General features: G+C 47.2%; 21 protein-coding genes and 6 pseudogenes. 18 read left to right on the top strand and 9 right to left on the bottom strand.

What is annotated here, in order from left to right:
* Positions 1-32 precede the first annotated feature (32 nt).
* From asd to recQ, 3 genes and pseudogenes are all read left to right on the top strand, one after another.
* Positions 33-1,123: pseudogene (asd, locus tag JCM11969_RS03080) on the top strand (aspartate-semialdehyde dehydrogenase).
* Positions 1,124-1,446: 323 nt separating this feature from the next.
* Positions 1,447-1,629 (top strand): hypothetical protein, encoded by a 183-nt coding sequence (locus tag JCM11969_RS03085; RefSeq protein ID WP_054708107.1) that lies wholly within the window; start codon positions 1,447-1,449, stop codon positions 1,627-1,629.
* 69 nt (positions 1,630-1,698) lie between these two features.
* Positions 1,699-3,516 (top strand): annotated as a pseudogene (recQ, locus tag JCM11969_RS03090) (DNA helicase RecQ).
* 276 nt (positions 3,517-3,792) lie between these two features.
* On the opposite strand, the gene JCM11969_RS19600 reads toward recQ, so the two are convergent.
* Complete coding sequence (locus JCM11969_RS19600; protein WP_054708110.1) at positions 3,793-4,731, bottom strand: ABC transporter substrate-binding protein; 939 nt, start codon at positions 4,729-4,731, stop codon at positions 3,793-3,795.
* A complete protein-coding gene (locus JCM11969_RS19605; protein ID WP_054708113.1) occupies positions 4,713-5,453 on the bottom strand; it encodes an ABC transporter substrate-binding protein in 741 nt (246 codons plus the stop codon). The genes JCM11969_RS19600 and JCM11969_RS19605 overlap by 19 nt, the downstream gene beginning before the upstream one ends.
* Positions 5,454-5,562: 109 nt before the next feature.
* Between JCM11969_RS19605 and JCM11969_RS03105 the strand changes: the two genes are divergently transcribed.
* From JCM11969_RS03105 to JCM11969_RS03130, 6 genes and pseudogenes are all read left to right on the top strand, one after another.
* Positions 5,563-6,369: a MerR family transcriptional regulator gene (locus tag JCM11969_RS03105; protein ID WP_054708116.1), complete on the top strand. Its 807-nt coding sequence runs from the start codon at positions 5,563-5,565 to the stop codon at positions 6,367-6,369.
* Positions 6,370-6,521: 152 nt separating this feature from the next.
* Positions 6,522-7,638 (top strand): annotated as a pseudogene (mutY, locus tag JCM11969_RS03110) (A/G-specific adenine glycosylase).
* Between the two features lie 170 nt (positions 7,639-7,808).
* The gene (locus tag JCM11969_RS03115; RefSeq protein ID WP_054708119.1) at positions 7,809-9,287 is read left to right on the top strand and encodes an MDR family MFS transporter; all 1,479 of its coding nucleotides are present in this window, start codon (positions 7,809-7,811) and stop codon (positions 9,285-9,287) included.
* Positions 9,284-9,796, top strand: a complete 513-nt coding sequence (locus tag JCM11969_RS03120) for a DUF4811 domain-containing protein (RefSeq protein WP_054708122.1) — start codon at positions 9,284-9,286, stop codon at positions 9,794-9,796. Before JCM11969_RS03115 ends, JCM11969_RS03120 begins: the two co-directional genes overlap by 4 nt.
* 109 nt (positions 9,797-9,905) lie before the next feature.
* Positions 9,906-10,226, top strand: a complete 321-nt coding sequence (locus JCM11969_RS03125) for a hypothetical protein (protein ID WP_054708125.1) — start codon at positions 9,906-9,908, stop codon at positions 10,224-10,226.
* A gap of 688 nt (positions 10,227-10,914) precedes the next feature.
* Positions 10,915-11,115: a cold-shock protein gene (locus JCM11969_RS03130; protein ID WP_054708128.1), complete on the top strand. Its 201-nt coding sequence runs from the start codon at positions 10,915-10,917 to the stop codon at positions 11,113-11,115.
* A 181-nt stretch (positions 11,116-11,296) separates the two neighbouring features.
* Here the strand turns inward: JCM11969_RS03130 and JCM11969_RS03135 are convergent, their stop codons facing one another.
* The 3 genes and pseudogenes from JCM11969_RS03135 to JCM11969_RS03145 form a co-directional block, all read right to left on the bottom strand.
* Positions 11,297-11,938: a matrixin family metalloprotease gene (locus JCM11969_RS03135; protein WP_054708131.1), complete on the bottom strand. Its 642-nt coding sequence runs from the start codon at positions 11,936-11,938 to the stop codon at positions 11,297-11,299.
* A gap of 743 nt (positions 11,939-12,681) precedes the next feature.
* Positions 12,682-13,347, bottom strand: coding sequence for an amino acid ABC transporter permease (locus JCM11969_RS03140; protein WP_054708133.1), 666 nt, complete (start codon positions 13,345-13,347; stop codon positions 12,682-12,684).
* A 14-nt stretch (positions 13,348-13,361) separates the two neighbouring features.
* Positions 13,362-14,215: pseudogene (locus JCM11969_RS03145) on the bottom strand (transporter substrate-binding domain-containing protein).
* A gap of 187 nt (positions 14,216-14,402) precedes the next feature.
* On the opposite strand from JCM11969_RS03145, the gene JCM11969_RS03150 reads away from it, so the two are divergent.
* The 7 genes and pseudogenes from JCM11969_RS03150 (at position 14,403) to JCM11969_RS03170 (ending at position 18,257) form a co-directional block, all read left to right on the top strand.
* Positions 14,403-15,092, top strand: coding sequence for an NAD(P)H-dependent oxidoreductase (locus JCM11969_RS03150; protein ID WP_054708136.1), 690 nt, complete (start codon positions 14,403-14,405; stop codon positions 15,090-15,092).
* The gene (locus tag JCM11969_RS18185) at positions 15,093-15,269 is read left to right on the top strand and encodes a hypothetical protein (protein ID WP_169790393.1); all 177 of its coding nucleotides are present in this window, start codon (positions 15,093-15,095) and stop codon (positions 15,267-15,269) included.
* Positions 15,270-15,402: 133 nt separating this feature from the next.
* Positions 15,403-15,720 (top strand): DMT family transporter, encoded by a 318-nt coding sequence (locus JCM11969_RS03155; RefSeq protein WP_054708139.1) that lies wholly within the window; start codon positions 15,403-15,405, stop codon positions 15,718-15,720.
* Positions 15,721-15,730: 10 nt separating this feature from the next.
* The gene (locus JCM11969_RS03160) at positions 15,731-16,111 is read left to right on the top strand and encodes a DMT family transporter (protein ID WP_054708142.1); all 381 of its coding nucleotides are present in this window, start codon (positions 15,731-15,733) and stop codon (positions 16,109-16,111) included.
* A 743-nt stretch (positions 16,112-16,854) separates the two neighbouring features.
* Positions 16,855-17,022: pseudogene (locus JCM11969_RS20245) on the top strand (ABC transporter ATP-binding protein); the annotation flags it as partial.
* 75 nt (positions 17,023-17,097) lie between these two features.
* Positions 17,098-17,388, top strand: a complete 291-nt coding sequence (locus JCM11969_RS20250; RefSeq protein WP_369523183.1) for a hypothetical protein — start codon at positions 17,098-17,100, stop codon at positions 17,386-17,388.
* Positions 17,385-18,257, top strand: a complete 873-nt coding sequence (locus tag JCM11969_RS03170) for an ATP-binding cassette domain-containing protein (RefSeq protein WP_054708148.1) — start codon at positions 17,385-17,387, stop codon at positions 18,255-18,257. Before JCM11969_RS20250 ends, JCM11969_RS03170 begins: the two co-directional genes overlap by 4 nt.
* A gap of 369 nt (positions 18,258-18,626) precedes the next feature.
* Here the strand turns inward: JCM11969_RS03170 and JCM11969_RS03175 are convergent, their stop codons facing one another.
* Positions 18,627-19,304 carry a potassium channel family protein gene (locus JCM11969_RS03175; protein ID WP_054708151.1) on the bottom strand — a complete coding sequence of 226 codons (678 nt, stop codon included), beginning with the start codon at positions 19,302-19,304 and terminating at the stop codon, positions 18,627-18,629.
* Positions 19,297-20,634 (bottom strand): annotated as a pseudogene (locus JCM11969_RS03180) (TrkH family potassium uptake protein). The gene JCM11969_RS03175 and the pseudogene JCM11969_RS03180 overlap by 8 nt, the downstream one beginning before the upstream one ends.
* 129 nt (positions 20,635-20,763) lie before the next feature.
* Here JCM11969_RS03180 and codA point away from each other — a divergent pair.
* Positions 20,764-22,002 carry a cytosine deaminase gene (gene codA / locus JCM11969_RS03185; RefSeq protein WP_054708154.1) on the top strand — a complete coding sequence of 413 codons (1,239 nt, stop codon included), beginning with the start codon at positions 20,764-20,766 and terminating at the stop codon, positions 22,000-22,002.
* A gap of 416 nt (positions 22,003-22,418) precedes the next feature.
* Here codA and pnuC read toward each other — a convergent pair whose 3' ends face one another.
* Both pnuC and JCM11969_RS03195 read right to left on the bottom strand, forming a co-directional pair.
* Entirely contained in the window at positions 22,419-23,180 is a 762-nt protein-coding gene (gene pnuC / locus JCM11969_RS03190; protein ID WP_054708158.1) for a nicotinamide riboside transporter PnuC, read from the bottom strand.
* Positions 23,181-23,516: 336 nt separating this feature from the next.
* A complete protein-coding gene (locus JCM11969_RS03195) occupies positions 23,517-23,975 on the bottom strand; it encodes a hypothetical protein (RefSeq protein ID WP_054708161.1) in 459 nt (152 codons plus the stop codon).
* Between the two features lie 174 nt (positions 23,976-24,149).
* On the opposite strand from JCM11969_RS03195, the gene JCM11969_RS03200 reads away from it, so the two are divergent.
* The gene (locus JCM11969_RS03200) at positions 24,150-25,052 is read left to right on the top strand and encodes a ribonuclease H family protein (protein ID WP_082409148.1); all 903 of its coding nucleotides are present in this window, start codon (positions 24,150-24,152) and stop codon (positions 25,050-25,052) included.
* Positions 25,053-25,371: the final 319 nt, after the last annotated feature.

Genomic DNA, 25,371 nt, shown 5'->3' on the forward strand with positions numbered 1-25,371 from the left:
GCAGTCGTCAGAGTCAAAACGAGGTATGAGATATGAGTGATAAGTTAAGGGTTGGTGTGATTGGTGCAACGGGGATGGTCGGACAACGATTCATCACCATTTTAGCGGATCACCCATGGTTTGAAGTTGCCGTTGTTGCTGCAAGTGCCCACAGCGCTGGCAAGACGTACGGTGAGGCTGTTGACGGTCGCTGGAAGATGGACACGCCAATTCCAGAAAACGTGAAGAATATGGTCTTGATGGACGCCAGCAAGGTCAACGAAGTCGCTGATCAAGTCGACTTCGTGTTCTCTGCCATCAAATTAGATAAGGCGGACACCCGTAACCTGGAAGACCAATATGCGAAGACGGAAACTCCAGTTGTTTCCAATAACAGTGCGCACCGGTGGACGCTGATGTGCCAATGATCGTGCCAGAAATCAACCCGCAACACGCTGATATCATTCCATACCAACGTCAACGGTTGGGGACGGAACGCGGCTTCGTTGCCGTTAAGCCGAACTGTTCGATTCAATCCTACACGCCGGCACTCTCTGCTTGGCGCAAGTTTGAACCAACGCAGGTTATCGCAACGACCTATCAAGCCATTTCCGGCGCTGGCAAGACGTTCAAGGACTGGCCAGAAATGGTCGGCAACGTGATTCCTTACATTGCCGGTGAGGAAGAAAAGTCTGAACGCGAACCGCTTAAAATCTGGGGGAACGTGGACGCTGCAACGAAGTCCATCGTGCCTGACGAAGGAACGGTGATCACGAGCCAGTGTCTTCGAGTACCAGTCCTGTATGGGCACACGGCAGCAGCGTTCGTGAACTTTAAGCAAAACCCAACTAAGGATGATTTGATTGAAGCGCTTGAAACTTACTCAGGTGAACCACAAGAACTCGGCTTGCCAAGCGCGCCAAAGCAGTTTATCCAGTACATGACGCAGGATGACCGCCCACAGGTCATCCTTGACGTGAACTTTGAACACGGCATGGGCATCTCAATCGGCCGGTTGCGCGAGGACAAGATCTTCGATTGGAAGTTCGTCGGCCTGTCGCATAACACGGCGCGTGGCGCTGCCGGTGGTGCGGTTGAGTGCGCGGAACTCTTAAAGGCTAAAGGGTATATTTCTGCAAAGTAGAGTGTGGAGGCAGGCGGTTAGCTTATGCAGTAGCCCTCTGCCTGCTGGAACACGTTTCAGCTACGAAGCCAAGAAAGTCAGCGCACTGTAACCGTCCAAAAAGTAAAAGCCAAAAAATCTTTGGGATTTTAATGTCCCAAGGCTTTTTTGCGTATAACAGTGAACCCCTTTAAATCATCTGAGAATTTTTAGACAATAAATAAGGCTATTGTCAATTTTCGCCCCACTGGCTAGGCGTTGATTATCTCTCTGGTATAATCGACCAAGAGAAAAAAACAGTTCCAAATCGAACCACGTAGTTAGAAGAAGTGAGGGAGAAACAAATGATTTTGTTGATTGTGTTTGAGCTAATTGTGGCAGTGGGGTACGCGGGCATCACCGCGTTGCTGATGAGTGTGCAGTATCACGACCATGCGGTGACCCTAACGTCGTTTCGCAAACATCTGATGTATGCGCTGTTCGTTTGGATCGTACTGATCATCATTGAAGTGGTCGTGTTTTATTGATACGGGTAACCGGCGACGCCAAAATCTGATAGAATTGAACTAATCATTTTAAAGAAGGGAATTGACACCATGACGCCGCAGGAAATATTAAAACAACAGTTTGGTTATGACACGTTTCGACCGGGGCAGGGAGACGTGATCGACCATATTATGAACCACGAGAACGTCCTGGCGATTATGCCGACAGGTGGCGGGAAATCGCTGTGTTACCAGATTCCAGCATTGCTGCAGGATGGACTCACCCTGGTGGTCTCACCGCTGATCTCGCTAATGAAGGACCAGGTGGATGCACTCAATGAAAACGGCATCCCGGCGACGTTTATTAACAGCTCGCTGACGTACGGATAAATCAATGACCGTTTTGACCAAGCGCAGGATGGCCGAATAAAGCTGCTCTATGTGTCGCCGGAACGGCTCGATTCAGGTTATTTTGACCGGTTGGCAGAATTACCAGTTGAACTGGTCGCCATTGATGAGGCCCACTGTATTTCACAGTGGGGACACGATTTTCGCCCAAGTTATCTGAACTTGACGGCGACGATTCAACAACTGCCATCCAACCCAACTATCGTGGCTTTGACCGCCACGGCCACGCCGAAGGTCGCCAAAGATATCATGGACCGGCTACAGTTGGATGCGGAGGTCAAAACGGGGTTTGCGCGTCCCAATTTGTCGTTTAAAGTGGTTAAAGACCAAGACATTGACGCGTTTTTGATCGATTATTTAAAAACCAATGCTGACCAATCTGGCATCGTTTACGCCTCAACGCGTAAGGAAGTTGAACGCCTGACAAAGTTGCTGCAACATCACAAGGTGGCCGCAACCATGTACCACGGCGGTCTGACCAAGAACCAGCGGCGTGAAAACCAAGATGATTTTCTGTACGATCGTACGCCGGTGATGGTGGCCACGAACGCCTTTGGGATGGGGATTGACAAGAGTAACGTCCGGTTTGTGATCCACGCTCAGGTGCCGGGTAGTCTGGAATCGTATTACCAAGAAGTTGGCCGTGCTGGTCGGGATGGATTACCTAGTGAAGCAATCCTATTGTTCAAACTGGCTGACGTTCAGATTCAACATTTCCTGATCGACCAATCTGAGCGTGATGAGCAGAATAAACAGCGTGAGTACGAAAAACTTCAGGCGATGACCCAGTATGCCAACACGCCGGAATGTTTGCAGAAATACATTTTGGGCTACTTTGGCGAAACCTGCGATGATTGCGGGCAGTGCAGCAACTGTCTGGATACGCGTGAAAGTCAGGACATTACCGTGGATACACAAAAGGTGCTGTCGTGTGTGAAACGGATGAATGAACGATTTGGTAAAAGTCTGGTGGCTCAGGTGCTTGCTGGGTCGTCTAACCAGCGTATCAAGCAATTTCATTTTCAGAGTTTATCCACTTATGGTCTGATGAAGAATCGTAAACAAAAGGCCATTGCGGATCTAATCGATTTTTTGACGGCTTCCGGCTACCTCGCAGCGGAGGGCGGGCAGTATCCCGTTTTGAAACTGACCCCCGCTGGCGTTGACGTGTTGAAGGGTGAGACCCAGGTCTTTCGCAAGGAAGCTGTTAAGGTCGACCATACCTTGCCAGTTAACAGCGAGCTGTTTGAAAAGTTGCGTGTTCTTAGACGTGAATTTGCTGAAAAACAAGGGGTGCCACCGTTTGTTATTTTCTCGGATAAAACGTTGCGTGATATGTGTGCGCAGATGCCGCAGACCCTTGATGATATGCTGAACGTTAAGGGGATCGGCGCTAATAAGCTGGAGAAGTATGGCGATGAGTTCTTGGCTGTTGTGCGGGCTGAGGGGGACGCTTCTGACGTTGAAGATGCTGAAGAGACCGCAGGAGTTGCGGCTTCTAATGCTGATGATGGTGAATAAATTGATCGACAAAAAAGACATCTGTCCTGTTGGGGAGATGTCTTTTTTTAGTTACGCTTCCAAAATTGAATTTCGAAAAACAAATAGTTAAGTGTAAGTCAACTGTAGGGAAACAAGTTCTGCTCAGCATTGCGGTGTGGTTCTCTGTCCTCGAGCCGAAACGGGTTCCAGAAAGCAGAAGGTTGCACACAAGCCAACTCTGACACAAATTCCAAGACCGGGAATTTCTGTCAGAGTTAGCTTGTGCTCCACCTTCTAACCGCTTTCTTCCACCCTCTACTTCACCAAATACGCACTCTTATAATCCGCAACCACCCCACTAATATTATAAACAACCCCATTCAACTTAGGATTCGACAAGTAGGAGTCCGCCTGCTGGTACAGGGGCGTGACCGCCTGGTTTGTCATCAGCAGTTTTTCTGCATCCAACATTTCTTGCCAACGATTGAGTTGATTGCCAGTCGGATTGTTACTGATTTTGATAATCAGGTTATTATAGGCTTTATTTTGCCAGCTGCCGTAGTTGAACCGGCTGTTGGCTGTCATGATCTGCAGGAAGGATAGTGGGTCCGGATAGTCGGCACCCCAGCTGCTCAGTAGTAATTGGTACTGGCCGTTCAATGCCAGCCGATTTGCTGTACTGGTCCGGACGGTCCGGATTTTTACGTCAAAATGGTTTAGTTTTGTTTCTAACTGGTGTTTAATGTTAGTAGCGACTCGTTTGCTGGCCCAGTCGTTCGCAACGGTCAGGGTCAGGCTGTAATGGGACAGATGCAGTGTTTGCTGAGCTTGTTGCCACTCCTTCTTGGCCAGCGCAGTGTTCCCTTTAACGGTGCTTTGCGCAGCTTGCTGGTCAGCAAAGTCGGCCTTTGTTTTAACGTTCTTGCTCAGCCCCGCAGTCACCAGTCCCTTTGGTGCTAACGAGGCATTTTTGAGGGCGTTGTTGATCAGCGTTTTTCGGTTAATGGCGTGGGAGATGGCTAACCGCGCGTCCTGATTGTTGATCAGCTGGTCGGCCGTTTTATTGGTGGTCTTAAAATTGTAAGAGATAAACCGCATGGATGAAAATGGACGAACGAGGTAGTCGGGCTGATTTTTATTTTCAGTGATTTGATTATCAAACAACTGAACCTCGTCCAGCTTACCGGCCCGGTAATTTTTCAGGTCGGTTTTTAACGACGTCGCGGTGGTGATGGTTAACCGGTGGAGGTACACGTGCGCTTATCCCAGTAGTAGGGGTTAGGTGCCAACACACGGGTCTTGCAATTTGACCGCCATTTGACGAGCTTAAACGGCCCACTGTACAGCTGGGTGCTGGCTCTTTTGCCATACCGAGTGCCATATCTTTGCACCTCAGTTTTGCTTTGCGGGGCGAATAAGGGGTAAGCTAGAAGGGTCTTAAAATACGCAATCGGGTGATCCAGAGTGACCCGCAAATGATGAGCGGATACCGCTGTGACACCAAGTTTGCTGGCGGGAAGCTGCCCGCGACGAATCGCAGTGGCGTTTTTAATGCCGGCAAATAAGTTGGCATTGACCGAGTGGGTCGATTTCGCAATCGTTCGTTTCCAGGAGTACACAAAATCCTGGGCAGTTATCGGCTGACCATTGGACCAGCGGGCGTTTTGGCGAATCGTGAAATCGTAAATGGTACTGTTATGGCTGACCTGCGTCTTACTGGCGAGGCCGGCAACCAGATGACCGTTTTTACCCTGACGAAACAAGCCCTCAGTTGAACTGCGGAGCTTTGAAAAACTCGTCACTTTAGAAATGTCAACGGTGTCCGGTGGTGTTTGTTGCACAATGGTCACGTTTTGGTTGTGCAACATGACGCCTTTGTTATCAGATTTGGTGGCTGACTGGGTGCTTGGGTGACAGCCGGTGAGCACCAGCAGAGTGAGTCCAAGGACCCCCAGCACAGATAGCAATCGTTTCATAACGATGTTCCTTTCGTAAAAATTGCTTATGAATTGATAATAGAAGAGCAGAAGAGCCCTGTCAAACACGATTGGGCCATAAATGATGAAATCAAGGAATGACTTAAAAATGGAAGATGTATTATTAACGGCGGGACAGTTTGCGGCAATGCTGAAAATTGACCGTCACCAACTAGATTGGGCGGATGAGCGGGGCTTGTTTGTTCCCGTTAAACGGGAAAATAACGGCCATCGCTGGTATGGTCTGTCACAGGTAAACGCATGGCTGACACTGCAGTCACTGCAAGAACTGGGTGTTGCCGAAACAGATATCAAAACAATGATGTCCCAGACAACCGACTTTTCCAGCTTACTACACCAGCAACAAAAATTATTGAATCGCCAAATTGAACGCCTGACAGCTGGTCAGGAACAGGTCAGTGAACTGATTACCGCAAATGAGACGGCCAACCGGGCAGTGCCTGACCAGGTGACACTCGTGAACCGAGCACCGCAGGACATGCTGCTGACCCCTGTTACAAGTGAGACAAAGTCAGAGTCAGCACTGATTCAGGCACATCTTCAAACGCTGACTGCTGGCTTAGACGTTCCCGTAGCGACGCTCATTGTGGGAAAAATTCGTCCACGAAGCGATGTGACGGATCATAGTTTAGATCGGTTAACAGGAGTGTATACGCCACTGATTGGTGGTAACAGCGCGTTAGCGAAACACACGCGGGCAGCAGGCAGATTCTTATTGCTGTACCACCACGCTGATCAGCCTTTAGAAGTGGGGTATCAGCGGCTATTGGATTATGCGGCTGATAACCACTTGGCACTGGGCGAGCACTTCTTTGAGAGCACGATCCCAACGGCATTGCAGACGCCGTTGATTCAGGGGCCGGTGGTGCGAATCTTTGTTGCTGTGAGGGCGTAAGAGCGCGGAGCAAGGTGTTTTGAGGGCGGAGCGCGTTTCGGCTAGGTTGCGAAGAAAGTTAGAACCTTTCGAACCGCTTATAACACAAAACTTAGAAATAACAGTCAGACAAGACAAAATTTCAATCAACCAAACAGAGAGTAGGTACCCGAATGATCACTTGGTCACCATCAAAAATCAAAGCCTTCCAGAAGGCCCTATTAACCTGGTACGACACCGATGGGCGTGACCTGCCGTGGCGTCGAGACCACGATCCGTACCACGTGTGGGTCTCAGAAATTATGTTGCAGCAGACCCAAGTTAATACTGTGATTCCATACTATAACCGGTTTATGGACTGGTTTCCGACGGTGACTGATTTAGCGGACGCCCCTGAAGAGAGGCTGATGAAGGCCTGGGAGGGTCTTGGTTATTACTCCCGAGCGCGTAATTTGCAAAAGGCGGCGAAGCAGGTCGTTGAGGATTTTAACGGCAAGTGGCCGAGAACCGCGGAGGAGTTGTTAGACCTTGCAGGTATTGGTCCCTATACTGCTGGTGCCATTGCCAGTATTGCGTTTGGGGAGCCTGTGCCGGCGGTGGACGGCAATGCGTTTCGGGTGTTTTCACGGTTGTTAGAAATTGATGATGATATTGCTAAACCGCAGACGCGGCAGGTGTTTGAGCAGGTTATTGGCACGATTATTCCGACTGATCGCCCCGGCGACTTTAATCAGGCCATTATGGATCTTGGATCCAGCTACATGACTGCTAAAAATCCTGATTCAGAAAACTCGCCGGTCAAGGCGTTTGACCAGGCTTATTTAGATGGCGTGGAGGATCAGTACCCGGTGAAGACAAAGAAGCCCCCGGCCGGTCCAGATCCCATACTTTGGGTTGGTAATTCATGCTGACGACCGGTATTTGATGGAAAAACGCCCCAGTACGGGCTTATTGGCGAACTTCTGGACGTTCCCACTCGTTAAACGAGAAACGCTGCTGACAGGGCTAGAACACCCGGAAACGGTGACGGATGAGGAACTGGTGACACTTCTGGAACATGAAGTAGCCGAGACAGACGGGCTAAAGCTGCATCTGACACCACGTTCGGGTAAACAGGTGACCCACACATTTACACACCAAAAGTGGCTGATTACGCTGATGGACGCAGAATGGTCGGGCGACCTTGATTTAAGTTACTTCCCTGGCGAATGGCTGACTGCCTCAGATTTTGAACGGTTAGCACTCCCGAAAGTTCAGGATAAGATGTGGCAGCGGGTGAGACCGAAATAGCGTCGCCACCTTACTCAAGTAAATTGTGGTGAGGTGTCCTATTTTACTTATGTAACTAACTATAAAACCGACACATGATTGATTAAGGGAGGACAAGCAGGCGTAACTATTTGATTGAGTAGAATTATTTGTTTTAAGCTGTTGCAATTATTCAGAGAGGTGTGAACCAAATGCACAATAGTTCAAAAGCGGTCGAGCAGCCGCTTGATCAAAACGGCAAGCCATATAATCGAATCTTGCTGGTTTTGACAATGTTGATCGGAACGTTAAGTACGTTTATTACGTCAACCATGCTCACAACGGCGTTTCCAACGTTAATGAACGCCTTTAGTATTTCTGCCGATACGGTTCAGTGGTTAACGACTGGATTCATGCTGGTCATGGGGATCGTGATGCCGATCACGGGGTTCTTTCTCCAACGGTTTGATTCCCGAAAACTGTATTTATCTGCTATCGCCATCTTTTTAGTCGGGACGATCATTTGTTATTTCGCTCAGAATTTCTGGACGATTTTGATTGGGCGGCTCGTCATGGCTTCAGGAGTTGGGATTACGGCGCCCGTTTATCAAACGATTATGACGACCATTTTTCCGCCGTCGCAACGGGGAGCTGCCATGGGGACGGCCGGCATCGTTATTGGGTTAGCACCCGCTATTGGGCCGACACTTTCTGGCTGGATCCTGATTCACTATTCATGGCGGATGCTGTTTTTGGTGATCATGCCTGTTTCGATCATTGTGTTGATTATGGGGAGTTTTACACTCAGAAAAGTGTTACCCACGCGAAAGGCGCCAGTCGACTGGTTCTCAGTTTTACTGTCGATCATCGGGTTTGGGTCAATGCTGTACGGTTTTTCCTCCGTTGGGCAGTACCAGTGGTCGGATCCGATGGTTTACATGACCCTGATCATTGGGGTCATTGTGGTCGCGCTGTTCATTTGGCGGTCGCTTACAATCAAGAACCCACTCCTGCAGTTTAAAGTCTTTAAACGCTCAGATTTTGCGTTGTCGGCCACATTGGTTGCCGTTTCGTTTATGTCCATGAACGGATTTACGCTGGTGGTGCCATTGTATCTGCAAACATTGCGGGGTGAATCACCGTTAGCCTCTGGGTTGACTTTATTACCAGGTGCGATCGTGATTGGGTGTATGAACCCGATCACTGGGCGGATTTTTGACCGGCTGGGCGCTCGAAATATGGCGATTACAGGCATGTTTTTGCTGACCATTGCAACGGCCGCGTTTATTCCGATCACGGCGCAGGCACCGATTTCCTACATTGTGGCGTTGTATGCGCTGCGGATGTTTGGTATTTCAATGGTCATGATGCCAGTGACCACGACTGGGATGAACGCGTTACCGTTGAACCTGATCGGTGATAGGACGGTCGTCAACAACACGGCCCGGCAAGTTTTCGCGTCAATGGGGACCGCCATTTTAGTCTCGACGATGTCGAACGTGACGCTGAATCACACACCAGCTCACGCGGTTGCGAAGGCGACCCCATTCCTTTATCGGAAGTTGGCCATTAATGCGAATGTGCTAGGCTTCCGTTACGCATTTGGAATTGCGACGGCGTTCTCACTGCTAGGGTTCTTACTGACATTCCTGTTGAAACGTGATCCCAAGAAAGTGGGGGTAGCGAAATGATCATCTTCTTATTATTTGCGGGGGCGGTTTTGTTTGCTTGCAGTATGATCTTTATGCAGCATACCGGTTGGCGGGCAGTCTGGATCACCGTTGGACTAGTGGTGACCGTGGGCAGCGTGTTATTGATGTGTCTGAACTATAATCAACATTTGGGAATGAAACGCGTGACGACACGAATGACTTATCCGCTGACGAGTAGTGTGACGGGTAAACATATCCTGCTCTTCAAACCGGTTGGGACAAAAACGGAGCGCATTTATTTGTATAATACTAATCCGCTGCAGTCGAAATTAGAAAAAACAACACCGGCAACGACAACTGTCATTGTGCGACATCATGCCAAAACAGCCAGTATGCATATCGACACCACCCACTGGGTCTATAAAAATGAAGAGCTGCGATTGATGTTTGCCGTTGGTATGGGCGATCACACGTTTATTGGCAAACACATCACGTTTGAACTGCCGGCGAATTGGCGGGTGGTGCCAGTCACAACAGCAGCAAGATAGGGCAAAATTGTGTGGTAATGGCGAATTTTCAGCAAAGACATAAGCATTTAAGTCGTTTTCGTGTATAATAGCAAACAAACGCGTGCAGGCGAAACGGAGGGTAAGCGCAATGAGGAATATATTTGATATCTTGAAGATGGTCACGGTCAATCACCAGGGGGTCAGCAGTCCCCAAATTGTGGTGACGGACGTGTCGGGAAAGCCGAACGGGTTGCTGACGGACCTTCTCCGGGACGCGTTAAGCAACATGCGCTTGTTTGTGGATATTGATGACGTCGATTCAGCAAACGAGGTATTGAGTGCGCTGAACATTCACACCCCGCTGCCTGACGATGTGCTGGACGAATACGCAAAAATCTTAAAGGAACCGGTCCTAGGACTGAATCTAGCACCGCAGAAGGATCAGGTGGAGATTTTGGTGAGGGGCTGAGTGCGGGGCACGTTACGGCTAGGTAACATAGAAAGCCAGTAGCAAGAACCACGCAGAAAATAATGACTCACAATCCAAATGTGTATTTTTTGCCAGAGTCCGTTACATGGCCGCCCCTTGCCTTGCGGAGCACGTTACGGCTATGTAGAATAGAAAGTCAGTAGCAAGAACCACGCAGAAAAATCAAAGTGGTTCTGGCGGTTTTTGCCAAAGTTCCAACAACAAGATTCCAACAAAAAAGCAAACCCAACAAAAAGGCTGAGAACCCACATTTCCTCAGCCTTTTTAATTCCGATCCTCTAATATATGGGACTTTCATCACCAATCGTCCGAATTCGGACATTCCACTTCAATCGTCCCAAGTTTTCCATGAAACTGGTTTCATCCTGATGAAAATAGGCCGGACTTAAGACTTTCAAAAATCATGAACACGTAAGCCAGCCGTGGCTTTCAGAGTAAATACGAACGATTCACTTATATTTTGATAACCAAATAATACTAAACATTCTCTTAAAATGTTTTGAATTTCGAACTTTATTTCTTGCCTTTTTGGGGATTAACTGTTAACCTTTAGATAATGTATTTATGCTTCGGATTAAGGTACAACGTTCTTACTAGAATGGCTCCTTATTCAAAAGTTTCAAATGCAAAATATAATTTGCGCAAAGCGCATGGAGGTTTCATTCTAATGGAACAAGGTACTGTTAAATGGTTCAACGCTGACAAGGGTTACGGTTTTATCACTTTGGAAAACGGCTCAGACGTTTTCGTTCACTTCTCAGCTATCCAAGCTGACGGCTTCAAGACTCTTGAAGAAGGCCAACACGTAACCTTAGACGTTGAAGAAGGCGACCGCGGCCCACAAGCTGCTAACGTCACTGTTGCTTAATTAGTATTAATTAAGAATAGGGAAAAACACCAACCCTTTGGCTGGTGTTTTTTGTACACTCATTTTGCCAAAATAAAAGTGCTGACGGCAGACTAAGCCACAGCACTTTTATTTTAATTTTATATGTACCCATGGTTGATGCCCTACTTGAAACGGTTTATATAAGTGATCCAGTTTAGCGCTAATTATCGTACATCGTGGCCAGGCCCCGAATATCTGACGTTGTGATGGACTTATTTTTATTAGCGTAGTACATGACACTGTTCTTCGACGTCGCGTGTTCTAGTCCTAACGCATGTCCCAGTTCGTGTTCAGCAACGTGTTCGCGCTGAAGTTGAGAATATTTCATCTGAGTGGCCACGTTCGTGTAAATGTAGGACGTGGTGCTGACAAGAACATTGAGGTTATCAATTTTCTGGCTGCTGTGGTAAGAAGAATACGTCAGACCCACTGCATCTCCAGTAGCAGAAGTGGTCTTTTTAGTCGTGGCAGTTGCCAGTGTCATGTCGGCCTTATCACCAGGCTTAGCCGCGACAAGTGTCACGACGTTGGCATCGTTCCAGTGCTTAACGGCGCTGTTCCAGATTTGCTGGTAATAGGCGGAACTGTTATCGATCTTGTACGTGATCGTTGTGTCTTGCCAGCGGTAGCAGCCGGGGGTGGCTGTTGCGGTACCGGCAGAAAACGCATACGACATGTGCATATACGATGTGGCTTTAGCTTGAACGGATTGTTGCGTGTCTTGCGGCACAACGAAACCGGTTACACAAGCGGTTAATAAAGTGATGATAAATATGAGGGCGCTACGATATCTACGTTGCATCACAAACTCCTTTAGAAGATTTGTTTTGCCCCGTCTGATAAGTCAGTGCACGTTCGACATTCCAAAGTAAATTTATATAATTTGTTACTTAAAATTGCGACTTCATTTCACTCGTTGAAGAGGTGGCTGAAAAACTACCAAACTTCGCAAATTGTTGGGCTCAAAGACACTGTACCGTCTAAGTTATCCAACAACAACCACAGATTAGCATGTATTTGTTTGCAAATCAACAATAATTCCTATGAAAATGTGGCCATTATGAGAAGATTCATTTGTTGCAAATAACCCCGCTGTTTTCTGGATTAGATTTTAATGATGAAAGCCTACTGTGTACACGGTTTAGTGGGTGTATGTGCTTCGGGTTATAAAATATGCGGGACAAACGTGTGTACATGTCGGTATAAAATAAATTAATTTATGGCTTTTGCTTTTTGTGAAGATGGGGACTTTAGGGGAAGTTGTCATTATGTTTTTATTAAGAGAGATTATTATTGACGAGGTTTGTTTTTTATTGAACAGCTGTTGTGTCGTTTTAGATGGCGTTATGAATTTATAAAAAACGCACCGTTCTAGATGAACGATGCGTCTTTTTTTATTTTGTGGTAACTTTCTTGGCTTCATTGCGGAAACGCGTTCAGCAAGGCAAGGGGCTACTGTGTAACGGACTCTGTCAAAAAAGTCAGAACCGGACTTTTCTGACAGAGTCCGTTACACTCCGCCCCTTAAGCGCCTTGCTTCACGCTCTACAATGCGAGATGCTTTTCCAGCAACGTCTGTCCTACCGTCAATAACCAACAGCAGAACCAGTACAGAATCGCAATCATAATGTAGATCGACATGTAGTCCTGATCCGCTCCTGCGATGATCTGGGCCTTCATGAACATTTCACTGACCGTGATCATTGCCGCTAGTGAGGTGCCCTTAAAGAGGTCTAACAAGATGTTACCCAGCGCGGGAATCGAAATTCGGAACGCTTGGGGAAAAATGACCTTGCTGACGACTTTACGGTAGGGAAGCCCCAATGAATAGGCCGCTTCCCATTGCCCCTTATCCACGGCGAGAAATGAGGACCGAAAGACTTCGGACACAAAGGCGCTGCAGTTGATCGTAAACGCAATGACCGCTGCCGGAAACGCCGCTGTTTGAAACCCAAAATAGATGACGAACAAAATGACCAGCATGGGCACACCTCGCATGCAAGAAATGAAGCTGCGAGACGCCCAGTGTAAAATTTTGATGTGGCTCAGTTGCGCCAACGTCAAAAACAGGCCTAAAATGAGTGCAAGCACGAAGCTAACGGCCGTTAACCCGATTGAAACTGGGAATCCCGACATGATCGACGGAATCGAGGAAAAGGCTAGCGGGGCGTTAAAGAAATTTGGAATCGAAAGATAGTGTAAGAATGACATGACCCATCACGTCCCTAGTTCTTGATCGTAAAGTGCTTTGAAATGTGAACTTTAGGTTCCTTAGTGACGTTGGCGCCATAGAATTTCTCAGAGATCTTCTTCAGGGTCCCGTCTTTCTTCAGTTCAGCCAAGGCCTTGTTCACTTGCTTGACCAACTTTGTGTTCCCCTTCTTCATCAAAATACCAACGCCAGAGCCGTCGTCATTGGTCGTGAAGTACATATTGTTCATGATCTTCAAACCGCTGTTTGGCATTGCTTGAGCGCTAACTTCTGCAAGTAGTAGTCGTTCATGATTAAATCAGTCCGACCATTTTTGACATCGCGGAAGTAAACGTCGTTTGACACGTTGTTGTAGTTGACGGTTGTTGCACCAAGTTGCTTTGCAAGACGCTGGTAGTTGGTTCCGGCTTCGCCAGCGGCCTTCTTACCCTTGATGTCAGCCCATGAGTGAATGCCTGAGTCATCTTTCTTACGGACGATAATACTGTTAAACGAATGCTTGTATGGGGTAGACAGGGTGAATTCCTTCTTCCGTGCAGGCGAAATACCAAAATCGTTAGCGGCCATGTCAGCTTTGCCCGTCTTTACGGCAGTAAGTTGGCCATCAACGTTCAGTTGTTTGAATTCAACCTTTCGACCTAATTTCTTACCAACGGCCCGAACAATTTGCACGTCGAACCCAGTCAGTTTCTTTGTTTTTGGATCATGGTACGAAGTGGGGTACAGCGTCCCAGAGGTTGCCACAATTAGTGGTGATTTATCTGCTGACTTACTACTGCTGCTCTTTTGCCCACAACCTGCCAATACCAATCCAACAACGGCTACCAAACCTAATACTTTAACCCAACCAATATTCCTTTTAAACATAACCAAAACTCCTTTTATAAGAATATTTTCAGTATAAAATGATGAAAGCGGTTTTACAAGGAATTTCATTTTCATTTGGATTATAATTTCATGTGAATTAGGTTGTCTGATTTAACAACATTAGGTACAATTAATCACAAATTAAGTTGTCCACAACCAAAATAGCTTTCTGAAAGGAGCACCATTGATGAAAACAGTGGTTATTGTGTCTCACCCAAATATTGCCTCATCCAGTACGCAACAATTTCTCAGGGAGGCGGCTGCAGAACCAGATGTGACTTGGCATGTGCCGACTGATCAGCCACTAGATATCCCCGCTGAGCAGGCGCTCATCCGGGATGCTGACCGACTCATTTTTCAATTTCCGCTGTACTGGTACAGTGCGCCAGCGAGTTTAAAAGCGTGGGAGGACACTGTCCTGACCAGAAGCTTTGCCTATCCGTCTGTCGGCGGGGCGCTAGTGGGAAAGGAGCTGGGGCTTGTTATCTCACTGGGGCAGCCAGCCGCGCACTATACGGCAGGAGCGCCCGAACAATTCTCATTGTCACAACTGACAACGCCATACCAAGCATTGGCACACCGTCTCGGAATGACGTGGTTGCCATCGTTTGTTGTTGACCAGTTTGGCTACCAGACTGAGACTGAAAAAATGCACCTGCTTGTCGATTATCAGCGCTATCTGACTCAGGAACCACTCACTCATTTTTCAGATCAAGTTAACTGGACGGTGCGCAAGTTAAAGGCAGTCAGTGAGACCCAACCGGACGCTGACCAACAAAAAATTGGTCTTGTGATCGACCAGATCTCACAAAACGCGGCCACGTTAAGTGACCTTCAGGATACGTTGGCATTACTAAAAGATGGGGGTGAAGACTAAATGGCAGAACAGCAATGGCTTATTGACCAATTGCGGACCTTAAGTGACTCAAGTACGCGGTTTAAAGACCGAGCACTCTTTTATGCCGCGATTCAGCTCGTTGAAGAACAGCAGCGACGCATTGAAGCAGCCGAGGGGGAAATCGACGGTCGAAGTTGGAACCCATCGGACTGGTAGATGGCGGTATCACTGGGATCGATAGTGATTTCAAATGTGTTAAATTGTTATGAAGGTGCAAGCAAAATTTAACCGACACAAGTTACGAAAAGGGTTACAATCGAGGTAGATAAACTAATTCGAGGTGATCAATATGGGATTGGGATACACGTTTTTGGCAGGTGCCATTGTGTTTGAAATTATCAGCAGTTCACTACTGAAGGAAGCCGATGGGTTTCATCGGTTAAAACCGACCATATTGCTCATCATCGGCTACACCATCACCCTGTTTCTGTTTTCAAAATCGTTACAGTGGTTAAATCTTGGAGTGGCCTTTGCCTTATGGGGTGCGGTTGGGACGTTGTTTACGACGATCCTTGGCGTTGTCTTTTTTAAAGAGCAATTTAACCGAACCAAGGTTCTGGGGGTAGCCTGCATTATGTTGGGTACTGTGATGTTAAATCTACTGTGAGGTGAGCGGCATGCTGAAATACTATGCGGCCCTAGGTGTGGCCATTGTCAGTGAAATTTTAGGAACGATGACATTGAAATACTCGAGTGGATTCACCAGATTGTGGTGGTCGTTAGCGAGCATTATGATGTATGTCATCATGCTGTACTTTTTGTCGTATGCGATGCGCGTGGTGCCGTTAAGCGTTGCGTATGGCCTATGGAGCGGCGTTGGAACGATCTTGACAGCGGCAATGAGTGTGCTGTTGTTTCACGAAGCCATGACGATAGGCGAAACGATGGGGCTAGTGATCCTGCTCATCGGTGTCTTTGTGCTAAATAAGTCTGGTGCGCAAGAAGAAGCAGTCGATTATGAAGAGCTGCAGATTGAGGAGGAGTTCCACCAGAGATAGAGAGTGGAGCGAGGCGGTTAGAGGGCGGAGTGTAAGTAACTCTGGTAAGAAAAGTCCGGGCCTGACTTTTTTGACCAGAGTTGCTTACACAGGAGCCTCTACCTCGCAGAACTCGTTTCGACACGGAGGCCAAGAAAGCCAGCAGCAACAACCACTTCAGTCGAAAAAGAGCAAAAATATCCTGGATTTTTGCCAGAGTCCGTTACATGGCCGCCCCTTGCCTCGCGGAACTCGTTTCGGCATGGAGGCCAAGAAAGCCAGCAGCAACAACCACTCCAGTCGAAAAAGAGCAAAAGGATCCTGAATTTTTTACCAAATCCCGTTCAACCCGATCCGCCAACATTTTTAATTGACATCCACAAAATTTCCAGTTATAGTCATTTTGATCAAACAAGAGAGGAATCGGTGTGTGCCGCAATGAAATAAGTAACCTGTTGATCAACCAATGTTCAAAAAACCACTGTTCTTAGAGACAAGTGGATCATTTGAGCTGGTTGCAAATGGGTTACGGACACATCGGGACCATTAACGGGACCAGTCTGCCGCCTATTTGCGAATAGGGGGCTTTTTCTATGCGCAATTAAGGGTTTACTCCAGATAAAACTAAAAGGAGTGACTTGAATGTCCGATTACCAAATAACGAACCTTGAGCAACAATATGGCGCCCGCAAGTTATACGAGATTGCCCAGCTCACAATACCCGCCAACGCTAGAATTGGGTTAATAGGCACAACGGCGTCGGTAAAACGACTTTGTTGAACCAATTAGCAACTAAGGGAACGATCCAGCCAGAAGCCGACGTTTTGCTGGTGCCGCAATTAAAACCAACTGCAGCATTAAGTGGTGGTGAGCAGGTCCGCCAGTACTTGAATGACGCGTTTTCAAAACGTCCTGATATCCTGTTGCTGGATGAACCCACTGCTAACTTAGATGTTTCGACAATTAAGTGGTTGGAAAAGCGCTTGAAGCGATTTCGTGGTGCATTAGTGATCATTTCGCATGACCGAGATTTTCTGGATGATCTGTGTACGACAGTTTGGGCGCTTAGCGAAGCTGTCGTGACAGTATATTCCGGTAATTATTCAGCGTATTTATCGCAACGAGAAGCGGAAAAAGGGCGTCAGCAGGCGCAATACGATCAGTATGTAACCGAAAAGAAACGGTTAAAGAAGACCATTGAAAAACAAAAACAACGCGCAGAACACGCGACAGTGGTGCCGAAGAATAAACGCGGCACCTCAGAAATTCATGCAGCAAGCCGTACTTTGAAAAAATGAGTAAGAAATTACACCAGGTTGCGAAAGCGACTGGGTCACGGATGGCACAGTTAGAAGAGGTTAGGCGTCCAAAAACAGCTAAGCCCGTTCAAATGATGATCCCCAATGCGGTCAAAATGGCTGGCAACACACTATTAACAGTGACGGATCTCACTGTTACCCAAGGTGGACATCAGCTGGTCCGCAACGTTTCTTTCAAAATCAAAGCCGGCGACCATGTCGCCATCACTGGCCCCAATAAGGCAGGCAAAACAAGCTTACTCACAACGCTGCTTCATCAAGATGATGATACCGTAAAGTGGTCACCGTTAGCGAAACTTGGTTATTTCCAACAAAATCTGTCAAATTTGAATCTAGAAGGGTCGATTCTTGCCAATGTGACTTCGACGAGTATTCAAGATGACGAAACAAACCGACTCATCCTTGCTCGGTTGGGTTTTTCTGCGAGCGATTGGGATAAACCCGTCACCGTGTTAAGCGGTGGCGAACGTGTCAAAGTCTCACTGGCTAAGGTCATATTGAGTGATGTCAATGGATTGATTTTGGACGAACCTACAAACTTCCTAGATATCGAGGCCGTTACAGCGTTGAGTGAAATGTTGCGGGAGTATAAGGGGACTGTTATCCTGGTCTCACACGACAGGTGGTTTGTCCGTCAAGTGACGGCGCGCCAGTATCACATTCGTAACCAGCAACTGGTGACTGAACAGTCGGATCAGCAAGCGAGAGCTACGACGTATGATGCGGAGAAATTGCAGCTTGAGTTGAAGCAGACTGAGTTGATCAATCAGTTAGCTGTGGCACCGAATGATACGGCGTTGGAGGATGAATTTCAGGCCGTTTCTCGGCGGTTGCGGGAATTGTCTTGAAATGAAAAAGCATCGGATTGTCGGGCGTTTTGGCAGTTCGATGTTTTTTGTTTTGGGCCGTTTTATTGATTAAAGAATCGGTCCACATAGACGCATTGCTAAATTGGCGTCGAAACGTGCTCCGAAAGGCAGAGGCTCCTGCCTAAGCCAACTCTGCCACAAATCCAAGTTCGGGATTTCTGTCAGAGTTAACTTAGGTTCCGCCCTCTAAACGCCTTTTTCCGCACTCCACCTTCTAGGCAGCGGAGCCGAAACGTGCTCCACAAGCCAAGAGGTTGCATGTAAGCGACTTCCGTCACCAAATCCAAGCCCGGGATTTGATGACGAAAGTCACTTACACTCCACCTCTTAACCGGCTTGTTCCACACTCTACGGGTTTGCATCCCCATTAAACCTCTCCACATCCGCCGTATTACCTACCACCGAAATTAGGTCGTTTAGATCAATGACGTCTGAAGCAACTGGGGAGGTGTTGACCTTGCCGTCCGTTACGATGGCAATGACGTTGACGTGGTACTTATTTCTCAGCGCTAATTCAGCGAGGGTCTTGCCCACGAAGTCTGGGTTATCGACCTTGACCTCTGCTAAGGTCACTTTTTCATTTAAAATTAAATAGTTGACGATGTTTGGTTGGAGTTTATGAAAAACGATCCGCCGAGCCATGTCACGCTCCGGTTGGACGATCTGGTCTGCTCCGATTTTCTCCAATACGCGAGCGTGGCTGTCGTTTTCAGCTTTACAAATGACATCTTTAGCACCTAATTCCTTCGAGAGCAGCGTTGCCATAATACTAGCTTGAATGTTAGAGCCAATTGCCACAAAAACGTGGTCGAAGCTTCCAATTGATAGATCCTTCAAGGCATCCTCGTCCTGGCAATCAGCAATCACTGCGCGGGTGACGATGTTTGTAAATTCATTAACTGCGTCCTCGTCAATATCGATGGCCATGACCTCTTGGTTCGCCTCAACGAGCGACTGGCAAATTGACCCGCCAAACTGACCGAGACCAATTACCGCATAGTTTTCACGTTTAGTTGTTTTAACCAATTAAGACACTCTCCTCTGGGTAACGATAGTTTTTTTGTTGCCGATCAGCGTTTAGAATTGAGAACATGACCGTGTAAATGCCCACCCGGCCAATGAACATGAGCGCCATAATGATCAGTTTACCCAGAACGGTTAAATGTGGCGTCAGTCCAAGTGAAATGCCGGTTGTACCAAATGCTGCTAAGACCTCAAAGGTAACTGATTCGAGCCCGTTTGTTTTAGGAATCGGTTGCGTCGCACAGAGAATCAGGGTGGCGCCAGCGAGGATAATCAGGGCGACAAAGATCAGCGTTAGCGCACGGAACATATTTTCCTGCGTAAATCGCCGGTGGCCAAAGGTCGCGTCACGTCGGCCACGCAGTGTTGCAATGCTTTGAATCGTCAGCAGGCCAATCGTGGTCGTTTTGACCCCGCCAGCCGTTGATCCGGGTGTTCCACCGACAAACATCAGGAACATGGTAAATGCAATGCCAGCAATTGATAGTTTCGTGTAAGGCAATGTGACGAGCCTGGCGGTTTTAGGCGTGATCGCCATAAAGACGGTATTCATAAATCGATTGCCAGCCGACAAAGGTTTGAGTTGCGCGAGGTTATTTTCCGTTAATAAGTAAACGATCAACGACAGTACCATCAAAACGGCGCCGGTACCTAACGCTAATTTCGTATGGAGTGAGAGATGGTGTCGTTTATGAAATAACAACAGGTCCTGCCATACAAGGAACCCAAATGACCCAGCGATGATCAATAGCTCATGACGCCAAGAACGTATGGATCGTTCGTGAAGGATTCAAGCTATTACCGAATAAATCGAAGCCGGCGTTGCAAAAGGCGGATACGGCGTGAAACAGGCTGAACCATAATCCCTTTGTCAGACCGAACCGCGGATAAAAATCAATGAAAAGTAATCCGCTGCCGACTAATTGGATGATGAAGGATAGTAAGATAATGAGTTTAATGACGCTTAATTGTGATAAGTTATCGAGATTGAGGGATTCTTGCGCCAGCAATTGGGTTGAGAGCCGCATTCGCCGTCTGATGAATAGGAACAGCATGACGGTAAACGTCATAAACCGAGCCCGCCAATCTCCATGATAAATAGGATCACGACCTGACCAAAAAGTGACCAATGCAGCGCCGTGTTGACCAATGTGAGCCCGGTCACACAGGTTGCGCTGGTAGCGGTAAAGAAGGCTGTTAGAAAAGAAGTCGCGTGGTCGCTGTTCGTTGCCACGGGCAGTCTGAGAAGCACTGTGCCGATTAAAATGATGATGATAAACCCCAGCGTCAGCATCTTAGGTAACGAGAGGTGAAAATTCCGAATTTTGATCACGATAATGGCCTCGCTTTCTACAATTAAGTTCAGTATATCGTAACCGTGAAAGCCCTTCAAACAATGTCCTAGAAATGTGTTGGCCAGTGGTATAATGAACTGAGATTAAAGTTGGAGGTTGAAATTACGATGCTCATTCAACAAGTGTCAATTGAAAACGAAACAACGTTGAAGGATGTTCGCATTGAAAACGGCAAGTTTGCCGCTATTGCTGAACATCTAACGCCAGGGGATAACGAACAAGTGATTGATGGTAAGGGAAAGTTACTATTACCACCATTTGTCGACCCGCACGTTCATTTGGACTCCACATTAACTGCGGGTGATCCAGAATGGAATCAAAGCGGGACGTTGTTTGACGGTATTCGCATCTGGTCAGCACGGAAGCAAAAATTATCCATTCAGGATGTGAAGGAACGGGCAACCGCGACTTTGAAAAAGCAGGCCAGTCATGGGACACAATTTGTCCGGTCTCACGTCGACGTGACTGATCCAAACCTCACCGCTTTGCAGGCACTACTTGAAGTACGTGACGAAGTGAAAGATTTCATTGAGTTACAACTTGTGGCGTTTCCGCAAGAGGGTATTCTTTCCTTCCCAAACGGTAAAGAATTAATGACCAAGGCCGCTGAAATGGGAGTTGACGCCATTGGTGGGATTCCCCATTTTGAGTTTAATCGCGAGTACAGTGTGCAATCCTTGCATTTTGTCAGCGACCTCGCTGAAAAATACAACCGGCTCATTGATGTGCACTGTGATGAAATTGATGACCCCGCTTCTCGTGGCCTTGAGACCATGGCCACGTTAGCTTATGAGACGGGCATGCATGACATGGTGACTGCGAGTCATACCACTGCGTTGGGGTCATACAACGATGCCTATGCCTACAAACTGTTCCGTCTGTTGAAGATGTCACAGATCAACATGATTGCTAACCCGCTGGTCAATACCTTCCTAGGTGGCCGGTTTGACACGTATCCGAAGCGTCGCGGGATGACTCGGGTCAAGGAACTGGATGCTGATGGGATCAATATTGCGTTTGGTGAAGATGATATTAAGGATCCGTGGTACCCAATGGGTGATGGCAACATGCTGGATCCACTGCACCTTGGGTTGCATGTGGCCCAAACAATGGGTTACGACCAAATAATGAACGCTTACCACTACGTCACCTTGAACGGTGCAAAGGCAATGCATGTTCTGGACCATTACGGGATTGAAGAGGGTAAGGAAGCCAACTGTATTTTGATGAACCGCGGGAACTTCTACGATGCGTTGAATGAACGGGCTGAGGTGTTTTATTCCATTCATCATGGGAAGATCATTGTACAAACAAAGCCTATTGAGGTAACGACACACTTTGAGTAGAGCATGAAGGAAAACGGGTGAGGGCGGAGCCTAAGCGACTCTGGCAGAAATGCCCGAACTTGGCATTTTTGCCAGAGTCGCTTAGGCAGGAGCCCTCAGTTTTCCGAAACGCGTTTCGGCTAAAGGCCAGAGAACCACACAGAAAGGCCTGAACTTGGCCTTTCTGTCAGAGTTCGGGTTACATGCAGCTTTCTGTTTTCCGAAACGCGTTTCGGCCAGAGGACAGAGAACCACACAGAAATGCCCGAACTTGGCGTATCAGTCAGGATTCTCTTAAATGCAGCTTTCTGTTTTCCGAAACGCGCACAAACACTCCAATCAGAAAAAACTAAAAAAGAGACTGATGCAAACAAGCCAGTGGCAACCCCACCAACTTGCTGCACAGTCTCTTTACTTTTGTATGACGCATTTTTTACCTAGGCGTGGTCCTGTCCCAGCTTTAAAGCTTGAGCATACTGTTCCTCCTGGCGAACAACCCGGGAGCGTTCATGTTTATTGAACCAAGGTGAAATCGTAAAGGCCAACGCATCATTGGCGAGATACACTGCACTGTTCACGAACATGGCAAGGGTTGCTGAACCCTGCTGGAAGGAGATGAACCACAGCACCATTTGCGCGAGTCCTGACGCCACCCACCAAATATATTGATTGTTGTAGCGCATGAAACAAATGACACCAGCAGTCAAACTAATTGAGAAACTGATGGCGTCTATCCAGGGACGCGGATCGTTAGTGAAAGCGCCAATTAGGGTACCTGAGACACCGTAGACCACAATGGTCGATAGAATGGCAACCACCCAGGTTCGGGGCGTAAACTTACGAATTTTAGCAGCCATGTTGACGTTCCAGTTAGCACTGATCAAGACTGGCACATCTAAGGTAATGACGTACGCTAATTGTTCGGCCATACTGAGATAATTTTTAGCAGCAAACCCAGTGATCATGAAACAAATGGCAGAAAGGATCCCCAAGAAGCCGTTGACTGATTTTGCGGCGTTAATGGCAAGGACGCACAGAACACCCAACGTGGTACCGATAAAGGTCAGCACAGTCAGACCAGTGATCGGTGAGTTGACGAGGGTCATCACTTGGCAGCCCAGGCTAAAGAAGAAGAGATAGTAATTCTGTTGTGGCCAACCCTTTAGCTGATGAGAAAGAAATTGAAAATAGTTGCGCATTTTGGGACACCTTCCAATTATGAGAATAAATACTATATATGACAATTAAATGATAAAATTCAAAAGCAACCACAACATGTTGTAGGTGATATTTCGCGACAAAATTCATTATATCATCGAATGTACGTTTGGAAAGTCTTTATTTTCAGAAAATAGTCAATTTAAATCGATTAATCTGAAAACAATTCTGATGAGAACAGGGATAGCCGGCAATTTTACTATTTTTTGTCTGACAAAAGTCGACTCATTTTCTGAAATTTGTCACGTTATGGCACACACAAAAATCCCCACTAAATTCAAGTTGAATTTAGTGGGGATTCTTGTAAAATAATAGCGTTAAGCTTTCTTAGCCGCGTTCTTTTTAGCAGCAGCCTTCTTAGCCAACATGGCTTCTTTCTTAGCGCGGTGAATTTCGCGCAGCTGGTCCTTAAATGCAACGATATCGTCGGCATTTTTATCCTGCCAGTCTTTGAATGAGACCGATGTGTCGGAGTCACCCGGTTTTAGACCGGTATCAAGCCAAAATAGTGCTTGGCTAAGACCTGAGAAATTATGCATCCATAATGTTTGACCGTTTTCAGAATCAAAGGCAACATAGGACTTGTAATGCTTCTTCAGGAACGTGTGCTTACGAATTTTAAAAGCTTCCCGTTTCCGAGTTAACCGATAATCAGGTAAAATGTATTGACCGGTCAATGTGAGTTCTGGAAAGATTTCATTTGCCTGATTGTGCTGTTCTTTCAGCATAGAACGGGCTTGGATGATGTTAATAAGGTGGGCGCGGATAGCAGACATCAAAGATCCTCCTTAGGGACGACAGCCGAAAATGATTAACGTAGTGGACCATTCGACTTTAATTTTCTTACTCTTAGTTTTAACTTTAGCATATTATAAGGTAAATGAAAATTGATACGGCCTAGTTTATCAACATCTTAACTATAAATAGTCAAAATTAATGGAGCGATAGTCTTGAGCAAATATTATGCAATTAAAAACGGACGGCACCCTGGTATCTATACCACTTGGGATGACGCCAAAAAACAGGTCGATGGATTTTCCGGTGCGGTGTATAAAAGTTTTAAACAACGTAGCGACGCCGAAACATTCATGGCCGGGGTTGATCCGACAGCGGGTCATAGCAGATCAGGTAAACGACCAATTAAAACGCCAGTGCACGCGACTCCTGACCAGATTGTCGGATATACGGATGGCGGTTCGCGAAACACCGGTAACGTCAATGGCGGTCATGTGAAGGCCACCGACAAAGCCGCCTGGGCTTACCGGCTGGAACTGCCAGACGGCACAATTGTCGCCGATTCCGCTGGCGAATGGGGGGCCACGAATAATCGGATGGAGATCATGGCCCTGATCAAAGCGCTAACTAAGTTGCGGGATCTGGATAAAACGGATGCGGATATTCACATGGTATTAGATTCGCAATATGTTTTAAATGCCATTACAAAAAATTGGATCAGCGGCTGGAAACGACGCGGTTGGAAGCGGTCAGCCGGTGAGCTAGTCAACGCTGAATTGTGGCAAGAACTGGATGGACTTTTAAGCCAGTTTAGTCATTTATCCTATGCTTGGACGAAGGGGCATGCGACGAACGAAGGCAATATTTTTGTCGATGATCTGCTGAATAAGTCAATGGACGAAATGAAGACTGGCGAGTCACTGAAAGCTACCCATGAAACGGTCGTTAAGGGTGCCAAGCCAATTGCACCAGCGGTTCCGGTGCCACCGAAGCGGCCAGCAGTAAGTGATTCAAAACAGGCTAAAAAACCTGATAAACCACTTTCTGAGGACGTTAAGAAGTCTGTTTCGGATATTGAGAGTTCTTTGGGGCAGTTGGATTTGTTTAAGGATCTATAGAGTGTGAAGGAAAACGGTAGGAAGCGGAGTGTAACCCAACGATGACAGAAAGGCCTGATTTTGGCCTTTCTGTCATCGTTGGGTTACATGCAGCTTCCTGTTTTCCGAAACGCGTTTCGACTCAAGGACAGAGAACCAGAAGAAAGGCCTGAATTTTGGCCTTTCTGTCAGAGTTGGGTTACATGCAGCTTTCTGTTTTCCGAAACGCGTTTCGGCTGAAGGACAGAGAACCACGAAGAAAGACCTGAACTTGGCCTTTCTGTCAGAGTTGGGTTACATGCAGCTTTCTGTTTTCCGAAACGCGTTTCGGTGAGGCACA

It is taken from the genome of Secundilactobacillus paracollinoides DSM 15502 = JCM 11969 (assembly GCF_001311135.1).
GTDB lineage: Bacteria > Bacillota > Bacilli > Lactobacillales > Lactobacillaceae > Secundilactobacillus > Secundilactobacillus paracollinoides.